Annotated in this window: 31 protein-coding genes; 11 read left to right on the top strand and 20 right to left on the bottom strand. The window is 63.2% G+C overall.

Annotated features, from left to right (window positions below; translation table 11 throughout):
* Positions 1 to 20: 20 nt before the first annotated feature.
* From SA496_RS01230 to SA496_RS01145, 18 genes are all read right to left on the bottom strand, one after another.
* Entirely contained in the window at positions 21 to 446 is a 426-nt protein-coding gene (locus tag SA496_RS01230) for a hypothetical protein (protein WP_330114919.1), read from the bottom strand.
* A gap of 55 nt (positions 447 to 501) precedes the next feature.
* Positions 502 to 1,119: a hypothetical protein gene (locus SA496_RS01225; RefSeq protein WP_330114918.1), complete on the bottom strand. Its 618-nt coding sequence runs from the start codon at positions 1,117 to 1,119 to the stop codon at positions 502 to 504.
* Positions 1,116 to 1,664, bottom strand: a complete 549-nt coding sequence (locus tag SA496_RS01220) for a hypothetical protein (RefSeq protein ID WP_330114917.1) — start codon at positions 1,662 to 1,664, stop codon at positions 1,116 to 1,118. Before SA496_RS01220 ends, SA496_RS01225 begins: the two co-directional genes overlap by 4 nt.
* A 1-nt stretch (position 1,665) precedes the next feature.
* Entirely contained in the window at positions 1,666 to 2,217 is a 552-nt protein-coding gene (locus SA496_RS01215) for a hypothetical protein (RefSeq protein WP_330114916.1), read from the bottom strand.
* Positions 2,218 to 2,219: 2 nt separating this feature from the next.
* Positions 2,220 to 2,576 carry a hypothetical protein gene (locus SA496_RS01210; RefSeq protein ID WP_330114915.1) on the bottom strand — a complete coding sequence of 119 codons (357 nt, stop codon included), beginning with the start codon at positions 2,574 to 2,576 and terminating at the stop codon, positions 2,220 to 2,222.
* 57 nt (positions 2,577 to 2,633) lie between these two features.
* Positions 2,634 to 3,947 (bottom strand): phage major capsid protein, encoded by a 1,314-nt coding sequence (locus SA496_RS01205; protein WP_330114914.1) that lies wholly within the window; start codon positions 3,945 to 3,947, stop codon positions 2,634 to 2,636.
* 61 nt (positions 3,948 to 4,008) lie between these two features.
* Positions 4,009 to 4,959 (bottom strand): S49 family peptidase, encoded by a 951-nt coding sequence (locus SA496_RS01200; RefSeq protein WP_330114913.1) that lies wholly within the window; start codon positions 4,957 to 4,959, stop codon positions 4,009 to 4,011.
* The gene (locus tag SA496_RS01195; protein WP_330114912.1) at positions 4,956 to 6,227 is read right to left on the bottom strand and encodes a phage portal protein; all 1,272 of its coding nucleotides are present in this window, start codon (positions 6,225 to 6,227) and stop codon (positions 4,956 to 4,958) included. The genes SA496_RS01200 and SA496_RS01195 overlap by 4 nt, the downstream gene beginning before the upstream one ends.
* Before the next feature lie 2 nt (positions 6,228 to 6,229).
* The gene (locus SA496_RS01190) at positions 6,230 to 6,406 is read right to left on the bottom strand and encodes a hypothetical protein (protein ID WP_330114911.1); all 177 of its coding nucleotides are present in this window, start codon (positions 6,404 to 6,406) and stop codon (positions 6,230 to 6,232) included.
* Positions 6,403 to 8,238 (bottom strand): terminase large subunit, encoded by a 1,836-nt coding sequence (locus SA496_RS01185; protein ID WP_330114910.1) that lies wholly within the window; start codon positions 8,236 to 8,238, stop codon positions 6,403 to 6,405. Before SA496_RS01185 ends, SA496_RS01190 begins: the two co-directional genes overlap by 4 nt.
* Positions 8,201 to 8,644, bottom strand: a complete 444-nt coding sequence (locus SA496_RS01180) for a P27 family phage terminase small subunit (RefSeq protein ID WP_330114909.1) — start codon at positions 8,642 to 8,644, stop codon at positions 8,201 to 8,203. Before SA496_RS01180 ends, SA496_RS01185 begins: the two co-directional genes overlap by 38 nt.
* A 191-nt stretch (positions 8,645 to 8,835) precedes the next feature.
* Positions 8,836 to 9,213 carry an HNH endonuclease gene (locus SA496_RS01175; protein WP_330114908.1) on the bottom strand — a complete coding sequence of 126 codons (378 nt, stop codon included), beginning with the start codon at positions 9,211 to 9,213 and terminating at the stop codon, positions 8,836 to 8,838.
* Complete coding sequence (locus tag SA496_RS01170; protein ID WP_330114907.1) at positions 9,203 to 9,553, bottom strand: phage holin family protein; 351 nt, start codon at positions 9,551 to 9,553, stop codon at positions 9,203 to 9,205. The genes SA496_RS01175 and SA496_RS01170 overlap by 11 nt, the downstream gene beginning before the upstream one ends.
* Before the next feature lie 619 nt (positions 9,554 to 10,172).
* On the bottom strand, positions 10,173 to 10,538 hold the full coding sequence (locus SA496_RS01165) for a PA0613 family protein (protein ID WP_330114906.1): 366 nt from the start codon (positions 10,536 to 10,538) through the stop codon (positions 10,173 to 10,175).
* Positions 10,535 to 12,772, bottom strand: a complete 2,238-nt coding sequence (locus SA496_RS01160; RefSeq protein WP_330114905.1) for a VapE domain-containing protein — start codon at positions 12,770 to 12,772, stop codon at positions 10,535 to 10,537. Before SA496_RS01160 ends, SA496_RS01165 begins: the two co-directional genes overlap by 4 nt.
* On the bottom strand, positions 12,765 to 12,989 hold the full coding sequence (locus SA496_RS01155; RefSeq protein WP_330114904.1) for a TraR/DksA C4-type zinc finger protein: 225 nt from the start codon (positions 12,987 to 12,989) through the stop codon (positions 12,765 to 12,767). The genes SA496_RS01160 and SA496_RS01155 overlap by 8 nt, the downstream gene beginning before the upstream one ends.
* On the bottom strand, positions 12,982 to 13,494 hold the full coding sequence (locus SA496_RS01150) for a phage regulatory CII family protein (RefSeq protein ID WP_330114903.1): 513 nt from the start codon (positions 13,492 to 13,494) through the stop codon (positions 12,982 to 12,984). The genes SA496_RS01155 and SA496_RS01150 overlap by 8 nt, the downstream gene beginning before the upstream one ends.
* Positions 13,495 to 13,801: 307 nt before the next feature.
* A complete protein-coding gene (locus SA496_RS01145) occupies positions 13,802 to 14,032 on the bottom strand; it encodes a transcriptional regulator (RefSeq protein WP_330115610.1) in 231 nt (76 codons plus the stop codon).
* A 318-nt stretch (positions 14,033 to 14,350) separates the two neighbouring features.
* Here SA496_RS01145 and SA496_RS01140 point away from each other — a divergent pair, with 318 nt between their 5' ends.
* The 9 genes from SA496_RS01140 (at position 14,351) to SA496_RS01100 (ending at position 18,201) form a co-directional block, all read left to right on the top strand.
* Positions 14,351 to 14,860 carry a S24 family peptidase gene (locus SA496_RS01140; RefSeq protein WP_330114902.1) on the top strand — a complete coding sequence of 170 codons (510 nt, stop codon included), beginning with the start codon at positions 14,351 to 14,353 and terminating at the stop codon, positions 14,858 to 14,860.
* A gap of 84 nt (positions 14,861 to 14,944) precedes the next feature.
* Positions 14,945 to 15,109 (top strand): hypothetical protein, encoded by a 165-nt coding sequence (locus SA496_RS01135; RefSeq protein ID WP_330114901.1) that lies wholly within the window; start codon positions 14,945 to 14,947, stop codon positions 15,107 to 15,109.
* Positions 15,106 to 15,660, top strand: a complete 555-nt coding sequence (locus SA496_RS01130; RefSeq protein ID WP_330114900.1) for a hypothetical protein — start codon at positions 15,106 to 15,108, stop codon at positions 15,658 to 15,660. Before SA496_RS01135 ends, SA496_RS01130 begins: the two co-directional genes overlap by 4 nt.
* A gap of 10 nt (positions 15,661 to 15,670) precedes the next feature.
* Positions 15,671 to 15,961, top strand: a complete 291-nt coding sequence (locus tag SA496_RS01125) for a phage antirepressor KilAC domain-containing protein (protein WP_330114899.1) — start codon at positions 15,671 to 15,673, stop codon at positions 15,959 to 15,961.
* Positions 15,951 to 16,139, top strand: coding sequence for a hypothetical protein (locus SA496_RS01120; RefSeq protein ID WP_330114898.1), 189 nt, complete (start codon positions 15,951 to 15,953; stop codon positions 16,137 to 16,139). The genes SA496_RS01125 and SA496_RS01120 overlap by 11 nt, the downstream gene beginning before the upstream one ends.
* The gene (locus tag SA496_RS01115; RefSeq protein ID WP_330114897.1) at positions 16,120 to 16,572 is read left to right on the top strand and encodes a hypothetical protein; all 453 of its coding nucleotides are present in this window, start codon (positions 16,120 to 16,122) and stop codon (positions 16,570 to 16,572) included. The genes SA496_RS01120 and SA496_RS01115 overlap by 20 nt, the downstream gene beginning before the upstream one ends.
* On the top strand, positions 16,569 to 16,916 hold the full coding sequence (locus tag SA496_RS01110; RefSeq protein WP_330114896.1) for a pyocin activator PrtN family protein: 348 nt from the start codon (positions 16,569 to 16,571) through the stop codon (positions 16,914 to 16,916). The genes SA496_RS01115 and SA496_RS01110 overlap by 4 nt, the downstream gene beginning before the upstream one ends.
* A gap of 50 nt (positions 16,917 to 16,966) precedes the next feature.
* Complete coding sequence (locus tag SA496_RS01105) at positions 16,967 to 17,659, top strand: hypothetical protein (protein WP_330114895.1); 693 nt, start codon at positions 16,967 to 16,969, stop codon at positions 17,657 to 17,659.
* Positions 17,656 to 18,201, top strand: coding sequence for a phosphohydrolase (locus tag SA496_RS01100; protein ID WP_330114894.1), 546 nt, complete (start codon positions 17,656 to 17,658; stop codon positions 18,199 to 18,201). Before SA496_RS01105 ends, SA496_RS01100 begins: the two co-directional genes overlap by 4 nt.
* A 473-nt stretch (positions 18,202 to 18,674) precedes the next feature.
* Here SA496_RS01100 and SA496_RS01095 read toward each other — a convergent pair whose 3' ends face one another.
* A complete protein-coding gene (locus SA496_RS01095; RefSeq protein WP_330114893.1) occupies positions 18,675 to 19,310 on the bottom strand; it encodes a hypothetical protein in 636 nt (211 codons plus the stop codon).
* A gap of 50 nt (positions 19,311 to 19,360) precedes the next feature.
* Between SA496_RS01095 and SA496_RS01090 the strand changes: the two genes are divergently transcribed.
* Together SA496_RS01090 and SA496_RS01085 are read left to right on the top strand one after the other, a co-directional pair.
* Positions 19,361 to 19,705, top strand: a complete 345-nt coding sequence (locus SA496_RS01090; protein WP_330114892.1) for a hypothetical protein — start codon at positions 19,361 to 19,363, stop codon at positions 19,703 to 19,705.
* Positions 19,588 to 20,730 (top strand): tyrosine-type recombinase/integrase, encoded by a 1,143-nt coding sequence (locus tag SA496_RS01085; protein ID WP_330115609.1) that lies wholly within the window; start codon positions 19,588 to 19,590, stop codon positions 20,728 to 20,730. Before SA496_RS01090 ends, SA496_RS01085 begins: the two co-directional genes overlap by 118 nt.
* A gap of 110 nt (positions 20,731 to 20,840) precedes the next feature.
* Here SA496_RS01085 and SA496_RS01080 read toward each other — a convergent pair whose 3' ends face one another.
* Positions 20,841 to 22,595 (bottom strand): restriction endonuclease, encoded by a 1,755-nt coding sequence (locus tag SA496_RS01080; RefSeq protein WP_330114891.1) that lies wholly within the window; start codon positions 22,593 to 22,595, stop codon positions 20,841 to 20,843.
* Positions 22,596 to 22,772: the final 177 nt, after the last annotated feature.

The following is a 22,772-nucleotide window of genomic DNA, read 5'->3' as shown; positions in this document are numbered from 1 at the left end:
CTCCTGGGCTCGGCCCGCTGTTACGCGTAGTTTTCGACGTAGGTGGTTTGGATGGTGATAACGATGCGGCGGGCCTGGGCCCCGCTATCCATGCGCGGGATCTCGGCCGTATCGCTTACGAGCTGGCCAGGCAGTGGACGGTCGAACTCGCCCCCAGCCCAGCCAAGGGCGCGGAGCACGTCCTGGTGGAACCGCTCCAGATCGGCCAGCTCAGCCGAGCGAGGAAAGACGCCCTCGATCACGTAGGCGCGGCTGCGAGTTACCCTGGTCAGCACCCGCTCTCGGGTCTCGTCCTCGCCCCAGCTCAACAGCGCCATGGGCTTGGGCTTGTCGTCCGACACCTCCTCGGTGTGGACTGCTTTGAGGTCAGTGGCGTAGCCGTTGGATGGGCAAATGAGCCCCAGCCGGGCCTGAATGGCCTGGCTCAGTTGAACGCTCTTGGACATGGCGGACCTGGACATGAAAAGGCCCGCAGCGCGGGCCGGGTTGAACGGTGCAGGGTCAGCGCTTCGCGATGGCCTTCTGCTCGGCCTGGCGCACTCGCTTCTCGAAATCCTGCTGCGCGTAGGCGTTGATCATCCGCACGCGCTTCACGGTGGTCAGGCGCTTGAAGTAGTACGCCACCGACGGCCCAAGCGCCGGCTGCGGTCGCTGGAAGCCATAGCGATAGCTCTTGCGCTGGTCGTGCTTGGGCGGCTTCTTCAGGTTGCGGGCTCGCTCGGAGCGCGTGCGCAGCGGCTCCTTCTTCTTGCTGCCTGGGTTTACGAAGCCGGCGGCGAGCTTTCGGCCACCCCCTACATCGGGCACATAGATCCGCGCCCGTGTCTTGGACAACGGATCGAACCCCCAGCCCTTGCGGCTTCTCACCTCGACACCCGAGCCGGAGGGGATGATCCGGGCATTCAGCCGGCGCGTGCCGGCCAGCTTGATCTTCAGCTTCTTGTTCAACCACGCGCGCTGTGGGAACACGGCCCGCAATTCCTTGGCGTAGATCCCGCGTCGCGCCCAGCGCACGGTGGTGTTCAACGTACCGCGCAGGATCGGGTCGACCGACTTGCCCACAGCATCCAGCCGCGCCTTGGCAAGCTTCACACCCTGCAGACCGATCTCGACTCTCATTGCGCCTCCAGCCAGAGACTGCGCACCACGCCATCGTCGCTGCCGTCGACGTAGCCGATCACGTTGTAGACGGCCTCGCCGATCACCAACTGGTCGTCGAGTTGCACTCGGCCGGTCTCGACCAGGGCAACCTCGGCCTGCAGGCGGTAGTCGGTGAGGCGGTCGTTTTCGTCCACGAAGGGCGAGATGTGCCGCAGGAAGATTCGCGCCGGCACCGGGCGGCCACCTTGCGGTCGATACTCGCCGGGCTCGCCCACCAACTCCTCGCACGACATAACCAGTTCAGCCCGATCACCCCGGAAGTCACGGGCGCTGGTGACGTGCAGTAGCCTGCCACCGTGGATCAGGTAACGGCCAGGCACCAGGCAGTCGCTGAAACGAGCGCGAACCTCAACCAAAGCCGCCACCCGCAAGCCATCAGCCGCACGTACATCGGCAGCCTCTTTGGTGCGGATACCCACCCAGCGCTGCCCAACGGTCACCGGCACCTGGTCCGGCGACAGTGCCAGTACAGTGGCGCGCTTGCTCAGTTCACCTGCTCGCATGTCAGAACCTCGGAGGCACTTCGATTTCGGCCAGCAGCGAGTCGGTGAAGCGCGACGGCAATTCGGCCAGAATGGTCCCGGTGATCAGGGTTTCCCGGTATTCGTGAGCCGTGGCGGCGCTCATCAGCAGCCAGAGCTTCACGCCCGGATAGGCGGCAGGGTCATACCCCGCCTTGTAGCGAATCCGCAGGACGCCTGCCGGGCGCCCATTGGGGAAGTGCAGGAAGCTCTCCCGCTGACCACGCTCCAGGCGCCGAGGATCTGTCAGATCTTCGGTCGTACCGTCGCCCAGCACCCGCTTGACCGACAGCACCTCGCTGGCCTGGCCGACATCGAGGGCATGGCCCGAGCCGTAGGACTCGGGCCACTCCTCTTCGTACTCGGCCTGGCGAATCGCCGCCCCGGTGCGCTGCTCGGCCTGGGCCGTAACGCCGGGGATGATCACCTGCTCGATCAGCTCGCGCTGCAGATCCTCAGGCTCGACCCGACATTGCAGGGCCACGTCGTCGAGGGTGATCACCGGATCACCCTGGTAAGCGATTCGCCGGGCCATGATCAGGGCTTCTCGTCGTCGTCATCGCCGCTTCCGGCGCCGGGATCGCCGTCGTCGTTACCACCACCATCGTCATTGGCATTGGGTTCGTCGTTATCGTCGCCATCGCCATCGTCATTGGCATTGGGTTCGTCGTTATCGTCGCCATCCTCATTACCGGCAGCCGGAGCCGGAGACTTGCCGGGAGCCTTGGGCGTCGCCTTCTTCGCGGCAGGCTTCGCGGCCTTGACCTTGTCGTGCGCCACAGCTACCTCGCCCTTGATCAGCTGGTCCGCCTTTTCGGGCAGGAATCCGGCAATCTCGCCTGGGCCATAGCCGTTCCACGGCTTGACGAACTTCACGATCTTGCGATTGCTCATTGCTTCACCTGTGCTCAGGGGTTCAGGGAATGCCCCGCCCGGAGGCGGGGCGCTCGATTACATTCCGTCGCCCCAGGTAACGGCGGTGCCCACGGCAATCGACTCGGCGTGACGCGGGCCGAAGTCGTGCTTGCTGATCACGCGGATCAGGGTCTGGTCGCGCTGGAAGGCGCTGACCATGTTGCCGCCGCCGTCCTTGTAGGCCGCCTCGGTACTGATGGCGATTTCCAGGTTCTCGTCCTCTCCGATGTAGCAATCGGAGAAGTTGACGAAGTAGATCTCCGACTCGTCGCCGCCAGCGCCGAGGTTGGTCGGGATCTGCGTGGTGAGGGCGAACGGGTAGCCCTTGAGCTGACCCGCGTCGATTTCCGGGTAGGCCTTGTTGCCATTGCCATCACGCAGCGACTGCAGCCAGCGCACAGTGCGCGGGTGCATCAGCCAGCCGCAGGACGACAGGTCAACGTTGGCCACTTCCAGGCGCAACATCAGGCCGCCCAGGAAGGTGTCGATGTCGGCCAAGGTGACGCCCGCCGGCTGCGGGATGATGTGCCCGGCCGGAGCCCAGTAGCGCAGGCCCTTGGGCAACGGCGCCACACCCGAACCGCGGATGAAGTGCAGATCCTCGGACAGCGCCATGCTGGTGGACAGGTCAGCACTGACCTGGGCGTCCACACGGGGGTTCACCCCGGCATAGGCCAGCAGATCATTGGAGATCGGCACGATGGCCGCCGCCTTCTTGGCCGCCAGCTTCAGATCACCAAACTGCATGTCGCTCAGCGGGATGTCCGTCTCGGTTCCGATGTAGGTCACCGAGGTATTGCCGATCACACGTGGCAGGGTCAGATTGCCGTTGTTCAGCGGCAGGCTGATCGCGCCCATGCGGCGCACCACCGACTTCGGCCGCAGCGATTCGATCATGCTCCCGCTGAAGTTGGTCGGCACCAGCACACCGCCGGCGCCCGGAGTGACGGTGGACAGCGCCATGTGGACGTCGGCGCCATAGCCACCGGACTTGGCCAGCTCGGCAGCCTGTTGCTGGTTGCCCTTGGCCTGGGCCAGAAGGCGCACCATCTGAGCCATAGCCAAGCCTGGCTTGGTCGGCTCATTGAAGGGACCAGAGATGTTGGCCGGCGGCGAGTTGTTGCCAGCAGCGCTCTCGGAGACTGGCACGGCCGACGCGGCAGCCATACGCTCGGCCGCCTCGGCACGGCTGATCTTGGCGCTGAGGTCAGTGATCTTCGCCTCCAGATCCGCAAACTCGGCCAGCTGCTCGGCGGACAGGGCAGCGCCGCCGGCCTCCAGCTGGGCCAGTGCCTGCAGCTGGGTGTTCAGCTTGGCGCGTTCGCTACGCATTTGAAGTACAAGGGACATAGTGCCTCCTGGGCATGAAAAAGCCCGCACTAGGCGGGCTCGGTTACTGCCGCGAACGCGGTCAGAGTTGGGATTGGATATTGGCGGCAGCGGCGCGGAGGCCGATGCGATTGTTCTGTCGGCTGGCTCTGCTCATCGCCACCGCGCGTGAGACTTCGTCTACTGCGTCCTGCGGGCTCTGCAGGCGGTCAGCCAGACCGGCGGCGATGCCCGCTTGCCCGCGATAGAGGCCAGCCTGGGTGGCGATCACCTTCTCGGGAGACAACCCGCGATACTCCGCCACCGCGCCGACGAAGAGCTGATAGCTCTCCTGCACCAGGTCCTGGAGCACCTTCAGCGACTGCTCGGTGAGCGGCTCGTGCGGGCTTAGGTCGTTCTTGTGGTCACCGGCATACACGGTGGTCACCTTGACCCCCATGTTCTCCTCCATCTTGGAGCGGTCCATATGGCTGGCGATCACGCCAATGGACCCGACGCCGCTGGTCTGGCTAACCACCAGCTCGCTGCAGGCGCTGCCGATCAGGTAGCCGCCGGAGTAAGCCATGAAGTTGACCAGGCCGCTGATGGGCTTGAGCCGGGCCAAAGCGCGGATGTCGGCCGCCAGCTCGAAGGCGCCCACTGCCGCCCCACCAGGACTGTCGATGTCCAGCACAACATGCTCGACCATCGGATCAGCCACCGCTTGCTTCAGCTGGGCCCGCAGATCCTCGTAGCTGGTCATGGTCTCGCAGGCGTTGAGGTGGCTGCCCCGGCTGACCAGAACGCCATGGACCGAGATCACCTCGACGCCGGTCTTGGCGATGGCCGCGCGGCGCTGTTCCTCGATGCGCTCCAGGCGGGCGCCGTAGTCATCGTCGTCGTGCCAGAGCTTGTCACTAACCGTCGGGCCGATGTTGATGATGTTGAGGTTCATTGCCTGGTTGGCCCAGCGCACACCCAGGTCAAGCATGTCGGGCGTCACCAGCAGCGGCTGGTTGAACAGCAGGCTGGCAGCTCGCAGGTAATGTTTCATTGCGCCAAGATCCTCTCGATTTCGCGCTGCTGCAGCTCCAGCTGCGCCCGCACGTTGGGGTTGTTCAGGTCGGGCATGCCCTTACCGGCGTCCACCATGTTCAGCGGCTGCAGGTACACGTTACCGCCCGGCACGGGTGGCATGTTCTCCAGCCGGCGGATGTCGTTGACCGACAGCCAGCCCCACTGGCGGCCAATGGCGTAGGCCTCATAGCGGCTCTTCTGGTCACCACGGAGCAGGCCGGACAGGTTGAACTCGATGAAGTACTCGCGGCGGTCCTGCGGCAGCAGGAAGTCGCGCATCATCGACTGCTCATGGCGCTTGACCCACGGCAGCAGGCCGAACACCACGAACTGGATCAGCAGCTGCTCGATGGTGTTGTAGTTGGCCTTTTCCAGGTCGTTGAGCATCGGCAGCGGGATCTTGTAGATCCGCGCAATGTCGTTGCCCGTCAGCTTGAGTAGGTTGACGATCTCGGCGTCGACGTGGTTCATCGACACCGGCTTGAAGGCCATGCCCTCCTGCAGGAAGGCCACCTTCTTGGCATTGTCCATGCCGCCGAACTTCGCCCCCCATTGATCAAGGATGCGATCAATCGTCCCCTGGTCCTTGATCGCCGGAGCCTCGCGGGGGCGCTCAATCACGCCCGACACGGCCACGCCGTTTGCAAACGACTTGCCGGTGTACTGGCGGATCGCCTGGGCCATGCCGACCGATTCGGCGTGCAGCTCGATGGGCGACATCCCCACGTAATGGTTGGTGCTGGCCCAGCGCACATGGTGAACCATGCGCATAGGCAGCGGTTCGCCCCCATTCACGCGGTAGTACGGCAGCATGTCGGCGCCCTTTAGCACCTGCACCTTGTCGTTCTGCAGGGGCCAGATCGCCGCGACGTTACCGTCACCTCGGCGGTCGATGAAGCTGTAGCTGTTGCCGCGCAGGCCGGCCGCCAGCTGCTCGCACTCGCGCAACTCGAAAGGCGTCTGGAATCCGTTCGGCTGGTAGCGCAGCACGTCGTACAGCGGGTGATTGACCGCCGCCTCCCGCTGCCCCTGGTCCTGCCGCCGGTATAGCTCCAGCGGCAGCTGGGCCACGCTCTCGGCTAGCAGCGTCACGCAGTTCTGCAGCATCGGCACACCGAGCGCCGTCTCGGGCGTCACCCGGACGCCGGTACTGTTCCGGCCGGAGCCGATCAGTCCACGCCAGAAGCCGGAGGTGGCATCGACCAGGTTGCCCTGGCCCGAACTGAGCACACTGGAAAAGAACATGCTCAGCCTCCTTTGGCATTCATGGTGGCCGCGGCGGCCCGGTCGGCGAGGCGAGCCCAGGCCAGCAGCCCAGCGCCAGCCACGATCAATGCGGCCGGCACATTGACCATGGCCACGCCAGCCACCAGCAGGCCGAAGCCCAACAGACCAGCCAGCCAGGACAGGATGACCAATTTCATATGCCTACCCCTTCGTCATAAACAGATTTGCCGGAACCAGGCGCGGCAGTGCCGCTGATCCCGGTGGCCATAATGGAGGCCACGATGCCGTCGATGCGGCCGATGGCCTTGGCCTTGTCGACCTTGCGGTTGCCCGCCGGGTCGGACACGGTGACCGCGTTGCCGGCGTTCCAGGTCAGGACCGGGTTGCCGTCGTGCCGGAGCGTCTCCACCTCCACCTCATCGGGCGGCAGCAGCTCGAAGTCATCGGGGTCTAGGGCGATCACGTCCCCCTCCCCCGCACCCTTGGGCGGTAGGCCCAGCAAGCGGCGCTCGAACTCGTCGACGGCCGGCCCCATGTCCTTGAAGCCCTGGCCGAACGACACCAGCTCGGGCAACACAATGTCGTTATCGATCATCAGCGCCTTCAGGTCCTCAATGCGCCAACGGTCATAAGCAATCGTCAGGACATCGAAGTAGGCGCAGATCGTTTGCAGCCGACGCAGCACATGCAGCTTGCTGATCGCTCGGCCCGGCGTAGTCTCCAGGTGCTTGTCCTTGATCCAGACGCTGTACGGCACCTTGTCGCGTTTCTCCCGCTCCTCCAGCTGGTGGTCCGGTATCCAGAAGTACGGCAGCAGGCGCCAGTGCGGGTCAGCCTCAGCCGGGTAGAACAGCAGCACGAACGCCGTCAGGTCAGTGGTACTGGACAGGTCCAGCGCCGCAACGCAGGGCCGATTGCGCAGCACCCGCATGGGCACCCGCTCCTCGGCCTGGCTCCACACGTCCCAGCTGATCCAGGGCGAATCCGCCTGGGTCCACTGGCAGAAGTTCAGCCGGCGGACCACCGCCTCCTTGGCAGGCAGCCCCTTCGCCTCCTCCACCTGCTCGCGCAGGTACACACGGCCAGGGATTCCATCCGCCTGCCCCTCCGGGATGTAGTCCAGGGAAGGGTTCACCTTCGGCCAGCAGGTCTCGTCCTTGAACGGGTCGTCGCCCTCATCCAGCGAGCAGATGAAGGCAAACAACGTATCGCTCTGCTCAATGCCGGCGCACACGCGCTTACCCTGCTCGTGGTACTGGCCGGCGACGCTGTTCTTGTCCGAGCCGGAGTTGGTGATCATCACGACCATGGCGCGGCGACGGTTCTTGGTCCCGGCGCGCATCATGTTCACCATCGCCGCCGTCCGGTGCTCATGCACCTCGTCCAGCAGGCTGATGTGAGGGCGAGGCCCTGACTGACTGTTCTCATCCGAACCGATGGAGCGGAAGAAGCTGTTGGTGTTCGAATAGAAGAGGTTCCAGACCTTCTCATGCTGGCCGGACTGCACCAAGCGGGAGGCCAACTTGGGCGACATGTTGACCATGCTCACCGCGTCGCGGAACAGGATCTGCGCCTGGTCCTTCTTGGTCGCCGCCGCGTAGATTTCCGCGCGCTGCTCACCATCCGACACCAGCCCATACAGGCCAATGCCAGCCGCCAAAGGCGACTTGCCCGAGCCCTTCCCCGTCTCGACGTAGGCGATGCGGAAGCGGCGGTGGCCGGTGTCCTTGTACCAGCCGAATAGGCTACCGACGACGAAGGCCTGCCAGGGCGCGAGCAAGAAGGGCAAGCCTTCGTAGTCGCCTCCGTTGAGGCACAACACATCCTCGAAGAATCCGATGGCCCGGTCGGCGGCCTCCTGATTCCACACCAGGCCGCGCAGCGGCCCCTCGTCCAGGTCGCTCAGGTGGCGCCGCGCAGCATTGCGCACGTCCGGCCCTGCGACGATCTCTCCAGCCAGCACCGCGTGCGCGAAGCCGGCAACGCGGCACTCAGCTGAAGTACTTGTCTGCTGCGTCTCTTGCTTCATGGGGGAAAAGCTCGCCTTGAGGCGCCAGCGCCTTCATGGCTCGGCGGGCCACCGGGGAGAATCCGAACAGCGCGCCGGCCTTGTTCGCGCGCTGCTCGGCATCGTTGGCCAGCTGCCGCCAAACGCTGAGCTGCTTGGCGCCGCTCTGGAAGGTCTGCACGTCACCGCCGCTGTCCATTGCCGCGTTCAGCTCAGCGATCTTGCGGCGGAAGCGCAGCCAGTCGGCCACAGCCTCGCAGTACGTGGCCAACGCCATCATGTCGAGGCTGCTGATCCAGCCGAGGGCCAGCAGCGCTTCGACTACGCGGTCCCACTCCATGGCCGCCTCGGGCGTCAGGAAGTCGGGTTTTGGCGGAGCCTGTACCGGGATAGCCGGAGCCTGCGACTCCGCTTGGAGCGCAGTCATACCCTTCTTGCTGGGGTCGCCGCGCAGCATGTGAACCGTTGCCGGCAGAGCCGGCCGGCCAGAATTGTGGTTTCCAGCCATAAAACCTCCTTGGTCAGAGGGGCCAGTTGATACCCCCACCCCTCCCATTTTTCCCGGCGTTGCAAACCGAGATCCCCCCGTCGTTCGACACTCGGGAGACTGGAGGTTTTTCACCCCCCCTCCCCGGCCGAAGTCGGGCGGTTCCAGTGGTGGCGCGGGTCGAGCGGCCGTCCGTCGTCGGAGCAGCCGACCCGGCCCGACTTCTCCATCCGCTGCTTGGTCGAGTCGTGGCAGGGCTTGCACAGCGACTGCCAGTTGGCCCGATCCCAGAACAGCTTCCACGCCCTGGCGATCTGTTCCTGGTCACCGCTCAGCTTGGCGTCGCCCAGCTTGTGCGCCTTGATGTGGTCGACCAGAGTGGCCGCGACCGACAGGCCGCGAGCCAGGCAGAACACACAGAGCGGGTGGCGGCGCAGGTGATCGGCGCGGGCCAGCTTCCAGCGGTAGCCGTAACCCTTTGCCGCCGAACTAAGAGGCTTAACGCTCATCGGCTCCACCTGGTGGCGGGACATCGCACACGTCCATCCGCTTGGCCACCCACCGCTCGTACAGGGTGGAGGACACATCGGCGCCCATGGTGGCGACGACGCAGCCGACACACACCGCGACAACGATGTGCGCTTCGAGCAGCAGCCAGACCAGGCCGAAAGTGGCGAGGCCGAAGAACGCCGAAGCCCCAGCCCGCAGCACGATGCGCTTCAGCAGATCCCAGCCGGTGAGGCCGGCCTTGTCGGCCCGCCACATCTCACCGCTGAGTCCGGCCAGCACCAGGGCCAGTACCACTGTCCACAGCGGCACCTCAGCCACAACCTGGCTCTGTTCGCTCATCGCATCACCTCGAAGAAAAAGCCCGCTGCCTTGCGGGCGAAGGGTCGGCTATCAGTCGACCAGCGTGATAGGTGCCGCCTCGCGGCGGCGGGTGCTGCTGACCAGGGCGGGGACCCCGCAGCACCAGGGAGAACGGGCAACAAAAAACCCGGCGCGGTGGCCGGGTTTCGTTGTGTTCGTTGCTGTCGCACCTCTTGCGAAGCTAGCGGTATTTAACCCCCTGATTCCGGTGGCAGCAATGGGGCAGGACTGCCATAGGCGCAATGCACCGGCAATGTGCCCGCAATGTACCCCGAATGTGCCCGCAATAAGTTCCACTCTGGCTACTGGCGCCTCTGGCGCCGTCCCACCGCGCCCCACCTCGCATGCGAGGTGGGACGCCGCAAACCCCTGATATCCCTACCTTTGTCCCACTCCCCACTAAAGTATTAAATGTATTCACGCGAGCAAGCGCGCGCGAACACACGCTACGCGCCACACGCCCCCATGCCCACGTCACGTACATACGCACGGCGCGAGCGGAGGTGGGGCGTGGGACAAGCCCAAGCGCGGCGCGGACTCTGGCCGTCCCACCTGATAACAGAGGTGGGGAACGTGGGACGGAAACGAAAAGGCGCGCTCATGCGGCGCGCCTCTTCATCAGTTGGGCCTCAATGGATTCATGGGCCTGGTGCAATCGCTCGTAGTACCGCGTTCGGCCACAGCCGCACGCCTCCCACTTCTGGGCCTCGCGACTGTCGTAGTTGGTGTAATGCTCGACCACGACCTGCTTTTCCTTGAATGGCAGATGCTTGTTGACGATCAGCTCGATCTCGGCCGCCTCGTCCAGCAGCACCCTGGAGCCCCGCGTACTGCGGATCAGCTCCCCTTTGGTGGCCATCAGGGTAGCAATGACATTGCCGCCTCCGCTACCCCAGATCACCGGCTCAGGACCATGCAGCTCTGCAGCCCAGAGCTTCAGCGCCTCGTCGATGTAGTCGATCATAGGGCCGGCTCCCGCACCGGCAGGGGCTGTTGCTGCGCCCCGCCGCCCCACGACTCCGGCCGATGGTAGGAGTACAGACGCAGCCCATGCTTGCTGGGGCGCGTATCGCGTCGACGCTTCCATCCAATACGGTGCATCACCTGGCCCAGCCGCGTCTGCTCAGGCTTGCCCCAGTGTCCCGCATCGAGGTTGAGTGCCTTCGACAGCAACACATCGCCCGTCACCTGCTTGTCCAAGTTGGTCTCCAGGTAGCGGACGATCACCGGCTCCCATGCGTCCGTCGCGAACCGGCAATCCTGCTCGGCTTCAAACATCGCCGCTTCATCAGGCTGCGCCCACCAAGGCTCTCCCTGGTTGTACAGATGCACCGCCTCCGCCCACAGCTGATCGCGAGCGGCCGTCAGGCCCGCCACATCCACTGCCTCGCAGAAGACAGGCCAGTAGCGGCGGTTACCGGTAGCATCCTTCAGGTACTCGTCCTGGTTGGTCGTGCCCGCGAAAACACACTGGCGTGGCACGTCCACAGTACGACGGGCATAGCTGGCCCGGAAGGTATCCACCGAGGCCGAGAAGAACTGCTTGGCCTTGGTGCTCTCTGCCTTGTTGAAGGCATCCAGCTCCCCCAGTTCGATGATCCACTTCCCCCGGATCTGTTGGAAAGCCTCCTTGTCACCGAGCTGGAAAGGCGAGTCCATGAACCACTCGCCGCCCAAGATCTTCAGGGCGGTGGATTTCCCCTTGCCCTGCAGGCCCTCGAAGATCAGCACACAGTCCGCCTTAACGCCGGGCTGCATCACCCGAGCCACAGCAGCGACCATCCAGCGCAGGCCGGCGATGCCGGGATAGCGCTCATCATCGGCGAGCGCCCTCGCGCCCAAGTACTGCACGGTCCAACTGGAGAGGCGGTGCTTGCCGTCCCATTTCAGCCCGTTCAGATAATCCCGCACCGGGTGGAACTGATTGTTTCGCGCCACTACCGAAACACCCTCCAGCACCGTAAGGGACTTGGTGCGCATGTTGTACTGCTCCGCCAGCCAGATCGCCGTCTGGATATCGTCCAGGTCCGACCACTCGCCACGACGGCTGCCATAGGGCGTGGTGCGCCGGATCACCGTCTTCGAGCTGAAGGTGTCCTCCGCGATCACGCCCTGCCAGCGCTTGTCGTTTCCCAGGATCAGCGCCACGTTGACGGCATGGGAGATCAGCCCCTCCTTCGAGCGGTGCAGCTGGTTCAGCCAGGTCTCGTCGGTCGCCGGCTGAACCACCGCCAACACCTGGCGGCGCACAGCCTCCAGACCCTCGGAGCAGTGCAGGTCGTTGAAGTCCGTCCACTTCGCCTCCCGGTCAATGTCGAAAACCGGCACCGCCACCTGCCCACCAACCACTTCGGCGGCGTTCTGCGCCTTCTCCACTCCAGGGTTCCAGGCCGAGCCATCCGGCCGCGTGGTCTTCCAGTCATCATCCGCGCACAGCACGAACTGCCGACCAGGGAATTCCGCACGCAGCGCTTCGGCCACCGGGAACAGGTTGCCCGCATCGAAGGCAATCGCCACAGTCAACGAGGTCGCCATGTGCAGGCTGGCGCCGGTCGCGTACCCCTCACAGATCAGCAACGGCTCGCCCGGATCGGGGCGCGGGCCGATCAGGTGAAAGGCCCCCTCCTTCGCCATACCCTTGGGCCAATAGGTCTTGTTGCGACCGCCGGCCAGCTTGGCACCGCCGATGATCTGCAACCCCATGATGTGGCCCTTCACGTTGCGCATCGGCACCAACATGGCGCCCGAATTCGGCGAATAGCGCACCCCGAAGCCACCGACCTGCTTGGCTACCAGGTAGTCACTGCGCCCCTTCTCCGGCATCGCGTTGAACATGCCGGCAGCGCGGCGGGCCGCCAGCTTGGCACGCTTGGCCTCGGCCTCGGCGGCGGACTGGCGCGCCCGCTCGGCCTTGGCCTTCATGACGGCACGGTCCTCCTCCGAGATCCTGCGCCCCTTCTGTTTGATCTTCTGCCAGTCGCCCTTGCCACCCTGGCGCCAGTCGCCATAGGCGCCGCAGTAGAACAGCCGGCCATCGGTGCCGCGATGCTCATAGATCACGTACCAGCCGGTCTCGTCGTCGCTCTTGTCGCCATGCGCCTTGCAGCGTGTGCGCTTGTCGATCAGCAGCGGCAGCTTGGGCTCCAGCCCATAGTCCTGCAGCTGCTCCAGCACGTTGTCGAGGAGATCATCAGCCATAGATCACCGCCCTTTTCCGGTCATGCCGGCCCTGACACTCGATGCAGCGAGTGCAGCCCCGCCCGGCCATGGCCAGACGGCGCCCCTCGGGGATCACCTCCCCGCAGTCCTCGCAATCCTCTGCGACTGCCCCGCCTTGGGCAGGCTGGCGCGCCGCGATCTGCTGCTCCAGCTGCAGCAGCATGGCGTCGTTGGCCATATCCACGTCATCAGCCATGGGCGCAATCCTCCGCATGCTTCTTGCGCACAGCGGCGCCGAGCTTGAACACGGCCTGCACCAGCCGCTCGGTCAGTGCCTCGAACTCGGCCAGCTCGTCGTCGTTGAGGTCGTCATCATCCAGGCTCTTGCTGAGATGCTGGGTCAGGTCACCTTCGCGGCTCAGCATCTCGCTGATGCCGGCCAGCAACGCCTTGGGGGTGTCCGTCTCGCGCAGGTCCGAAACGTCGATACCCACCCAGCCAATGGGGCGCAGGATCGATTCGACGATGCGCGGATCTCGCGTGGCGTCGAGGATCAGCTCCAGGTCGCGAATGTTCGGCGTGTGAGTGGTGTTGGTGAGGCTCAGCTTGTGATTGAAGGTGGAGGGGCTGATATCCCCATCAATGGCCGCGATGGCGGTGGCGCCACCGGGATAGTCACGGGCCGCGTGATGCAGGGCCTGCGGAAGGGTCAAAATGGTACGTCTGGCACGCTCGGCATATCCAAACCGGGCTCGGCTCATGGCAGTTGCTCCCTAAGTCTGCCAGTGACCGCGCCGCGCCTGATTGCTACAGTTGCGGCATGGTCACTTACAGGTGGTCATGTGCGGATGGCGGCTCTGTGGTGGAAAGGCCATCCGCTCCCCAGTAGGCGAGGCGCTCGCTCCGCGAACGCCCCGCCGAAAAAGCCAGCTGCTCTGTGGTGGAGAGGCTGGCAACCCAGGGCCTCCGTGCCCTGGTTCGGGAAGCGGGGTAGATCGGCTGGCTGTACTTGGTGTGCTCCATGCCGATCTGCCCCGCACCCCACCCCGGTGGTGACGGGGTGAATGCTTAAGCTGCAGCCGGGTGCTCAGGAGCCGGAAAGATGTCAGGGAGGTCCGGGCGCAGCTCATGCGCAGCAACCCTCCCCTTACAGGCACGCACGACCGCATGGACACGTTCAACGGGAATGCCTCGTCTTTTCCATTGCGAGACGGCCATTGGGCTGACTCCCAGCTCAGCGGCCAATGCTCTCCCGCCGCCGGCTGCTTTGATCGCCCGAGATAGAGCTGAGTCGTTCATAAACACACCGTTCATTTTGGTCACGGAAGTACACGTTACGTTTATTTAAACGGATTGTCTAGCCCGGTAAACTTCGTGTTTATGAATACTTCAGGACAAAGGCTGCGCGGCCTACTAGACGAGCAAGGGATCGCCTACAGCGATTTCGCGGCATCTATAGGCGTCGAACCGCAGCACGTAAACAACTGGTTCAATCGCGGCATTCCCAAGGGCCGGGTTTTTGCAATCGCAGACACCCTTGGCGTGAATGCCCGTTGGCTCGCGGATGGATTAGGTACCCAAACCACATCTGCCACCTCCAGCCCAGGCTCACAGCCCGTGAGCGAGCTGCTGGAACCCATGGAGCCATGGGACGAAACAACCCCTCTGGATGACGATGAAGTAGAGGTGCCGTTGTACAAGGAAGTCGAGATTGCTGCCGGTGCAGGCAGGACTGCGGTTCGGGAAATCCACGGCCGCAAGCTTCGATTCTCTTACGCCACGCTTCGAGCAGCTGGCGTCTCTCCATCTAATGCCTTCTGCGCCACGGTAGGCGGGAATAGCATGGAGCCGCTCATCACAGACGGCGCGACGATAGGTGTCGATCGGAGCGGCACGCGAGTGGTCGACGGCGAGATATACGCTCTCGAACACGACGGAATGCTAAGGGTTAAATTCCTCTACCGCACACCTGGCGGCGGTATCAGGCTCAGGAGTTTCAACGCCCTGGAGCATCCTGACGAGGAGTACAGCCCTGAACAGATGGAACAGCTGCAGATCAAGATCCTGGGATGGGTATTCTGGTGGTCAACCCTTCGCACTCGAAAGTCCCCATCACTCATTCGATAAACAAAAATAAACAAAGCGTATTGACCTAACGATAAACGCACCGTTTAATTGCCTCGTCTCTCCACCACAGAGCCGAGGTAAACCATGCAATGCGCCACCATCCACGCTCTGCCGTCCTGCGGCACCGAGCGCATCTTTGAACTGCGCCGCGCCGCTCAAGTAGCCGGCGCCCGCTTCTTCCGCATCAAGCCCAAGGCCAGCACCAAGCCGGTCACCTCCCACAACCCCTGGGGAGGTGACGCGGCATGAGCACCTTCCTCCGTCTCGATACCGCAGCCTTCATCCGACTGAAGGCGCAGATCAACCTGAACGGCGCCTTCAACCACACCCTTCGCAACGAGCTGCGGGCCACAGCACAGGTCTCCGTGGAGATCGAGCAGTGCGAGCGCGCCGTACACGCCACCGTGCGCGGCGGCCCCTACGTCAACAGCGTCACGCTCGACAAAGGCAATCGTACCAACGCCATCCGGCTCGCCCGATTCATCGAAGCCAGCGCCAACGGTGGCAGCTTCGGAGCGGTAGGGCTGGAAGTCGGCGAGGACGATTTGGCCGACGACATGGAGCTGACCCTGCGCCACGCCCTGCGCCTCGGTCGCGGCACGCACTACCTGCCGACCGAAGATCTCGACACCTGCATCCTCATGCAACGGACCTGGAACGGCAGCCAAGTGGCCGTGCTGGAAGCCGACGATGTTCAGGTGCAGATCGCCCTTCCACGCGACCGCCGCGCCGCCTTCGAAGTGCTGAAGGCCGACGTAGGCCGCTTCCTCGCCGGCCATCGCGCCGCACTTGCCGCGTGAGGTCTATGCCATGTCGAACTCCCTCAAGTACACCGCCGAACGCTTCGGCCTGGGCCATCGCAAGCTGATGCAGCTGATGCGAGAGAAGGGCTTGCTGAACGAGCACAACCACCCGGCACACCCCGACCGCGACAAGGAATTCCTCGTCACGCGGGAAGGTAAGTGGTTCGACCCGAAACACGGCCATCAGTACCCGCGCACCACTCGCGTAACCGATGCCGGAATCCCCTGGCTAGCCCAGCAACTCGGCATTGAACGACCGATGCCGGCACTCAAGCCGGACCCGCGCGATGCCGCGTGATTCCGGCCCCTGGCCGCGCCACTACACGGCTCACATCGTGAGCCTGCCCACCCTGGCCGAACGCCGTGCGGCGTTCGACAAGGTGCCACCGGAGTGGCGCGAGCTGGTGAAGAAGCAAGTGGAGATCGCCTGGAACCATCCAAGTAGGAAAGAACCCCATGGACAGCAAACTGATTGATGAAACCCTGCTCCAGGTGCTGCAGCTACCCGAGGCCAAGAGAACCCCGGAGCGCATCCTGAGCCACCTGGCCCTCGCAGCCACGGCCGCAGACGCCAAGCTGCCTGGCGCCTCACCGCTCCAGCTGGAGCACATGAAGCTCGCCGCAGCCGTCGGCCATCTGGCCGGCGAGCTGGGTGACGGCTTCACCCACCGCACGGCCTTGCGCCTCGGCCCCGACCTGGAAGGGATGGAGCTGTACGCAAGCATCGAAGCACGCACCCTCGGCGACGAGGGCCCCCGCTGGGTGGCCTTCGGCGGCTCAGCCGAGCGTGTACTGGCATCCCTCCGCCGCGACATGGAGCAGCACGGCAAGGCCCTCGAACAGCGGCCCCCTCGTCGCCTGCGTAGCTCCAACCCGCTCCGCATGCTGCCGAGGGAGCGCCGCGCATGAGCCAACAGCAAGAAGCCCAGCAACGCCTCCACCTGCCCAGCCAACCGCGCCAAACCACGGTGGAGCTGCTGTTCCGCATGTTCGGAACCGTGCTGATCCCCGCCGAGGACGTGCGCACCAAGCTGTTTCGCAACCTCAACCAGGACCGCTTCGGGCGTGTCCTCGGCCGGCATGGCATTCCCATGCCAGTGACCCAGCTCCACGACAGCAACAAGGCCCCGGCCTACGTCGAGATCCACCGCCTCGCAGCATACATCGAGCACCGCGCAACGCTCGCAGACGAGCACCTGACGCGCCTGCTCAACACCTCGGAAGCACCGGAAACGGAAGCCCAGGAAGACTGATCCACCCACCGCTGCCACCACCAGCGGAACACCACACCAAGGAGCACACCATGGAACTGACCAACCAACAGCTGATTTATGTCCTGTTCGCCGCCCTGGTCATCGCGCTCGCGCTGGCCGGTATCGCCTACTGCGTCGGCCTGAAGACAGGCCAAGGCGCCGGCTTCGAGCAAGGCCGCACCACCGCTACCGACTACTGGAAGCCCTTCTGCCGAAACCTTCGCAAGGACCTGATCAACGTCGAGGCCCAGCTGGACTGCCGCAGCAGGGAGATCCGTGCCCTGCGGCTCAACATCGAGCAGGAGACCTCCGACCATCAGGCCGTCGAGCGCGCTCTGCGCGAGGAGCTGAACGCAGCCCGCGCCTATGCCCTGACCTGGGACGACCAGCAGACTCTGATCAAGGCCGTCCGCCAGCTCGGACTCGCCGCCCAGCAGTTCGCCCGCTCCGGCAGCACCAAGACCAACCACGCCGCCCTCCACCGTGACGCTCTGTCGGCTCTCGCCGCTAAGGTGCAGGCCGCCATCGACGGTGGCGCCGTCCACCCGGACACCGAGCTGATCGAGTGGCTGGACCGCGAGGCCACCTTCTGGGCCGACCACGAGACCGGCGAGATCCGCTTCCTCTTCGCCGCCTCCCCGAACGGGCACGAGCACCTCCGCGATGTGCTGCAGATGGCCAAGCAACAGGCCGAAGAGATCGAACAGAACCACGCCACCCTCCTGCAGGAGGCCGCAGCATGACCTGGATACTCACCCGCAGCGGCAAGCGCTTCGACCTGCAGTCGCCCTCGGCCAAGATGGTCGACGCCGCCGACATCGCCTACAGCCTCGGCCAGCTCTGCCGCTTCAACGGCCATACCGGTGCCTTCTACAGCGTGGCCCAGCACTCCATCATCGTCGCGGACCTGGTGCCGGCTGAACACCAGCTGCAGGCCCTCCTCCACGACGCCGCCGAGGCCTACGTGGGCGACATGGCCAGCCCGCTCAAGAAGATGCTGCCGGAGTACCGACAGATCGAGCTGAGGGTGTGGCACGCCATCTGCGCCCACTTCCACATCGAGCCCGAGCTGGCCCCCTGCGTCCAAGACGCGGACCTGATCGCCCTGGCCACCGAGCGCCGCGACCTCATGCCGGCGCACCCCGACGCCTGGGAATGCCTCGCCGGCACCCAGCCCATGGCCGCCCGGATCACGCCCTGGAGCCCAACCGAGGCAACCACCCACTTCCACTACCGGCTGCTGGATCTGCTGGCCACCACCCACCGCGCGAGGGCTGCAGCATGATGTCAAGCATCTATCTGCCCCAGTTGAGGGACTCAATTGCCGACTTTTTGGCTGATCTGATCAATATGGTGGAGAGCGTCATCAACAACGGAGACGCTCATGACAAACAAGAAGTGGCAGTGGATTCAACGGGTATTGGCTTGGCTGTTCGTGCTGACTTTGCTGCTGCACTCCCAGCCAGTGCTTTAGCTCTCGCCACCCACCACACCCAAGCCCCGGCCGCGCGAAAGCGCGGCGGCGGCCTCGCTCCAATGCCCCAGTACTGCGCCGTGGCCACCGGCCGCCAGCAGATGCCCGGGGGTGGCGAGATAAACAGCCTCTGCCGCGCAGCGGCAGGCATCATCCCTACGCTATCCAGCGCCCGCGCAGAGGTCGGACACCCCACGACAGGCGTGCGCAGGGGCGCAGAAATGGGGGCAACGCTCCGCTTCCCTTTTCGCCCGCACGCGCAGCTTATTAAGGGGTACAAAGCCTCAAGGCAGTACAAGTTCTGGAAGGTGGCCGGTCGCGGCGCTTTCGATTCTTCGCACTGCATCGACGGCGCGTTGGCACGCTTCGGCGGCCTCGTGATAATCCTGCTCTTCAAAGGACTCCGGGGCGTGCTCAGCCAACTCCACTGCACGTCGGACGTCATTGGCTGCATGTCTCAACTCAACCCAGCCAAGAGCCGCTTCAGATTGGGGTATTCGGTCGAAAGATACTTGCCGCAGCAAGTAGTCGCTGTTGTCCAATGCCTTGGAAACGATGTCCAGTCCAGCAAACTCACCGTACTTATTCTCGAGCACGTCGAGCGAAGCCATGGTGAGGTTTCCAGTGTGCTTTGCGATAGCAACGACCTTTTTGAGCATTTCGGCCTCTTGTTCGCGCACCAGCCTTATCTGCTGAGCGCTATGCCGGGAGGCCACCAACATTGCCACCAAGACCGCGCCAACCGATCCGACTGCCTGAACCCAAGCCGGCGCATTAGCGCTGTTCCACGGCAAGCTCAAAACCCACCAAATAATCCCCCCCGCCAAAGGAGACAGGAACAGGCCTGCCAGCAGGGTACGGGGGCGCAGAGTGATGGTGACGTCATTGGGAAGCACAGCATTCTCCTTGCCGTTAATCACGGCGGGAGCTTGCCCTTTCCTTTTTCCAGGGTCCAGAGGGGGAATGGCAAATGACCGCTACCGCCGAAGAACTGGTTGAGCACCCAGTCGACAAAGTACTAGAGGCCAAGTTGGCCCAGTTGGTCGGCACGACGCGAAAAGCCCTGGAGCGCAAACGCGAACGCAAGATCATCCCCGAAGGCGTCTGGCAGAAGCTGGACGGCCGCATCATCTACAGCATCAGCAGGTACAACGCATGGCTAGAAGGCCTCTGGATCTCCCCTCCGGCGTCGAATTCATTGGAGAGCGAATCCGTATCCGCTTCAGCTGGCGGAAGGTCCGCCGCTGCGAAACCCTCCCCTACCCCCAGACGCCCAAGGGGATCGCAGCGGCAGCTGGTCTACGTGATCAAGTAGTCCAGCTGGAGCGCATGGGGATGCTCACGGACGAGAAGTACCTGGAGCTGTTCCCCACCACCAGCTACGTGCTGCACCAGCTGGTGCCCACCTTCGGCGAGTTCTCCCAGCTGTGGCTGAATAGCCGCGAGCTGGTGAAGAACACCCGCAACAATTACCGGCGAGCGCTGAACAGCTACTGGATGCCCAAGCTGGCCACCGTGCCGATGCCCGACATCAGCTCGCTGATGCTGCGCAAGATCGTTCAGGACATAGAGTGGCCGTCGACGACAGACCGGCGATTCGCGGTGAACACCCTCAGCGGGATCTTCAAGGCGGCGCTGGCCGATGGGGTGGTCGGGCACAACCCGGCTGCCGCCATCCCCAAGGTGAAGGTGCAGAAGAAGGAGATAGATCCGTACACCCAGGCCGAGGCCGACCGGGTGATTGACCACCTGTACGCCACGCTTCAGGGAAAACTGCGAATCTACGCGGCCTACTTCGAGCTGGCCTTCTGGACGGGCATGCGCCCATGCGAAATGCTGGCCTTGCGCTGGGAGTCGGTGGATCTGGAGAGGAGGCGGCTGCGGGTGAGCCGCGTGATGGTCGACGGCGAGATCCACGAGCGGGTGAAGACCAAGTACGCGCGGGATGTGTTGCTGAACGACCGGGCGATGAACGCCCTGGAGGAGGCGCGGCGACTGAAGGTGGAGGGCGGATCGCCCTTCGTCTTCCCGCCGGCAGATGGAAGGAGCGCGTTCATCCGCTCGGAGAACACGCCAAAGGAACACCTGAATAGTGCTCTAGAGGCTATGAGCATTCGGCGGCGACGCCAGTACGCCGCGCGCCACACGTACGCGACAATTTGCTTGATGGCGGGGATGACTCCGGCCTTCGTCGCAAGGCAACTCGGCCATAGCGTACAGGTCCTTCTGGACACTTACGCCCGCTGGATTGACTCCGAATCAGACTTCCTCGAGCTGGACAAGCTAAGCCAATTCAAGGACCCACCCCAGGAAACGCCTTCAAACGGCGTCACAATCTGACGCGCCTTCTGATGACGGACGACATCGAGGCAAGCCACCAGCATGGCTAATGGCTTGCCTTTCGACCAGCAGGCGTGGCTCCTGTGCCGGCCAGCAGGTCCGCATCTTCACTAGCTGGAGGCAAGCATCTTCGCTTCTCGCAAATCTATGCGAGCCTTATGGCCATGTTTCTGCAGCATGTGAAGCAAGTTCCCTCCATTCAACAATACCAGCGGCTTGCCAGTGGCGAACGCATAAGAATCAGGGCCGAAGTCCGAGGTCGTCACCAAGATCCCTTTGTTCGCCCCCTCGTTCATAACGGTACCGTAGAGATCGCGGACCGCGCCGACTCCAACTGTGTTGGTATAGCGTTTGGCCTGTATCACGATCTTGCCGCCTTTAATCGGATCAGGGTCGAAAGCGATAGCATCAACGCCACCGTCTCGACTGGCCTGCGTGACCTTTACCTCGCCACCACCAGTGGAGAACTCCTTCTCGAAGAGCTCGCGAATAAGATGCTCGAAGTCCTCCCAGCCAATCGCTGCCAGGTTCACACCCTCGTCGAGGTTACTTGCCACCTCATAGCTAGATACGAAACGCCTATCTTCGCGGCTCAGTTGCATGATTGGAGCTACAGCAGCAAGGCCATGCAACTTTGAGCTACCTACGCCCTTGAGAGATTTGAAGCAGGCCTTCGGGTCCACCTGCTCAAGATTGACTTCAATGAACTCGTCACGATTAGCCCGAAGCGAAAGGACGCAGGAAGTAACCTCTTTCCCTGTCGCACGATCAATGGCGGTGACAATGCCGTTGAAAACCACAGAGCTTAGGGTTTCTATGTAGTCTGCCTCGAACAGTTCATGAACGGTACGCAAGGTGACCTGGTAAAGCGCATCGTCATAGAGCTTCGCCGCCTGTAGATCTGATATGTACTGCTCCTCGAACTCTCCTCGACTGTGAATGTACTTGACGCTCTTCAGGCGAGGCAGGTCGTCGGGAGCAGGCAGCTTGTAATCCACAATCAACGTCTTAGCCGACGCGTCGTAGTCCAGATCGAACTCCTGAGGGAAGTAGGCTGGATAGTTCGATGATGACAGCACCAGATCACAATACTCGAGGATGGCCTCAGGATCTCCTGCCTCGTAGGAGGCCCTCTTGGCATCTACTTCTGCGTGTTCTTCCTGCTTAGCGGCGTGGTAGTTGTTGCGACGTACAGCCCATTCCGAGACCAACTGATCGTGGATACGTTTATTCTCGGCAACTGCTTGTTCATGGACTTGAATTGCAGCAGCAAAAGCATGGCGCGCAATTGTCACCTGCTGGGCCCAGTTTTTATGGTCTTCAGCAAGAACGTATGCTGCTGCTTCCTTCAACCGAGCCTTACGAGAAGGGATCAGCCACTCAAGAATGCCTAGCTTTGGGTTGTACTTTTGATCTAGATGACTTGGCTCTGGGGGCAGCGTTGCCATTTTTGGCTCAGGAGGTTGCTTGCCCAGAATCGGTTTTGCTTCAGGAAAAGGAGTTCTGTCTTTCAGGCTATCCCAATCCAGAGTGTCGTCGACATCAATCGTCGCGCGGAGGATTCCGGCAAGCCCTTCCAGCTCCTGCTGTGCCTCCAAGGTTCTCTCAGCAGCCTCAGCCTTGTTCTCTTCCTGCTGGAGCCGATTGGCGTCCTTGTCGGCTTTCTGCCGCCGACGCTCCTCAAGCACCTGCCAACGCTGGTCCCATTCGTCGACCTGTAGCGATGCCTTCATTCTGACAATAGCGACAGACTCACCGCGGATCATTCGATGCTTATTGAGGCCATCGTGCCAAAGCTCAAGGCTATAAGAGGAGATCCCACGGGGGCTTACCTTCTCATACAAAGTGCCTATGCGCGTCTGCATCGCTCTTGTCTCCTTATGGCGCATGTACCAGTCCAGGACGCCTTCCTCTATAGAGACGCCTAAGTATGTCGGAGACAATACCTCGACTCTGGCAAAATGCCAGCCAGGCCTGTGACGAGCTTAAGGCGGCCTTTCATGCAAATGGACCATTCCAGACATGCACAGGGCTGCCCACAA

Source organism: Pseudomonas sp. JS3066 (assembly GCF_036328175.1).
Lineage (GTDB): Bacteria > Pseudomonadota > Gammaproteobacteria > Pseudomonadales > Pseudomonadaceae > Metapseudomonas.
This window is presented reverse-complemented; position numbering and strand designations above follow the sequence as displayed.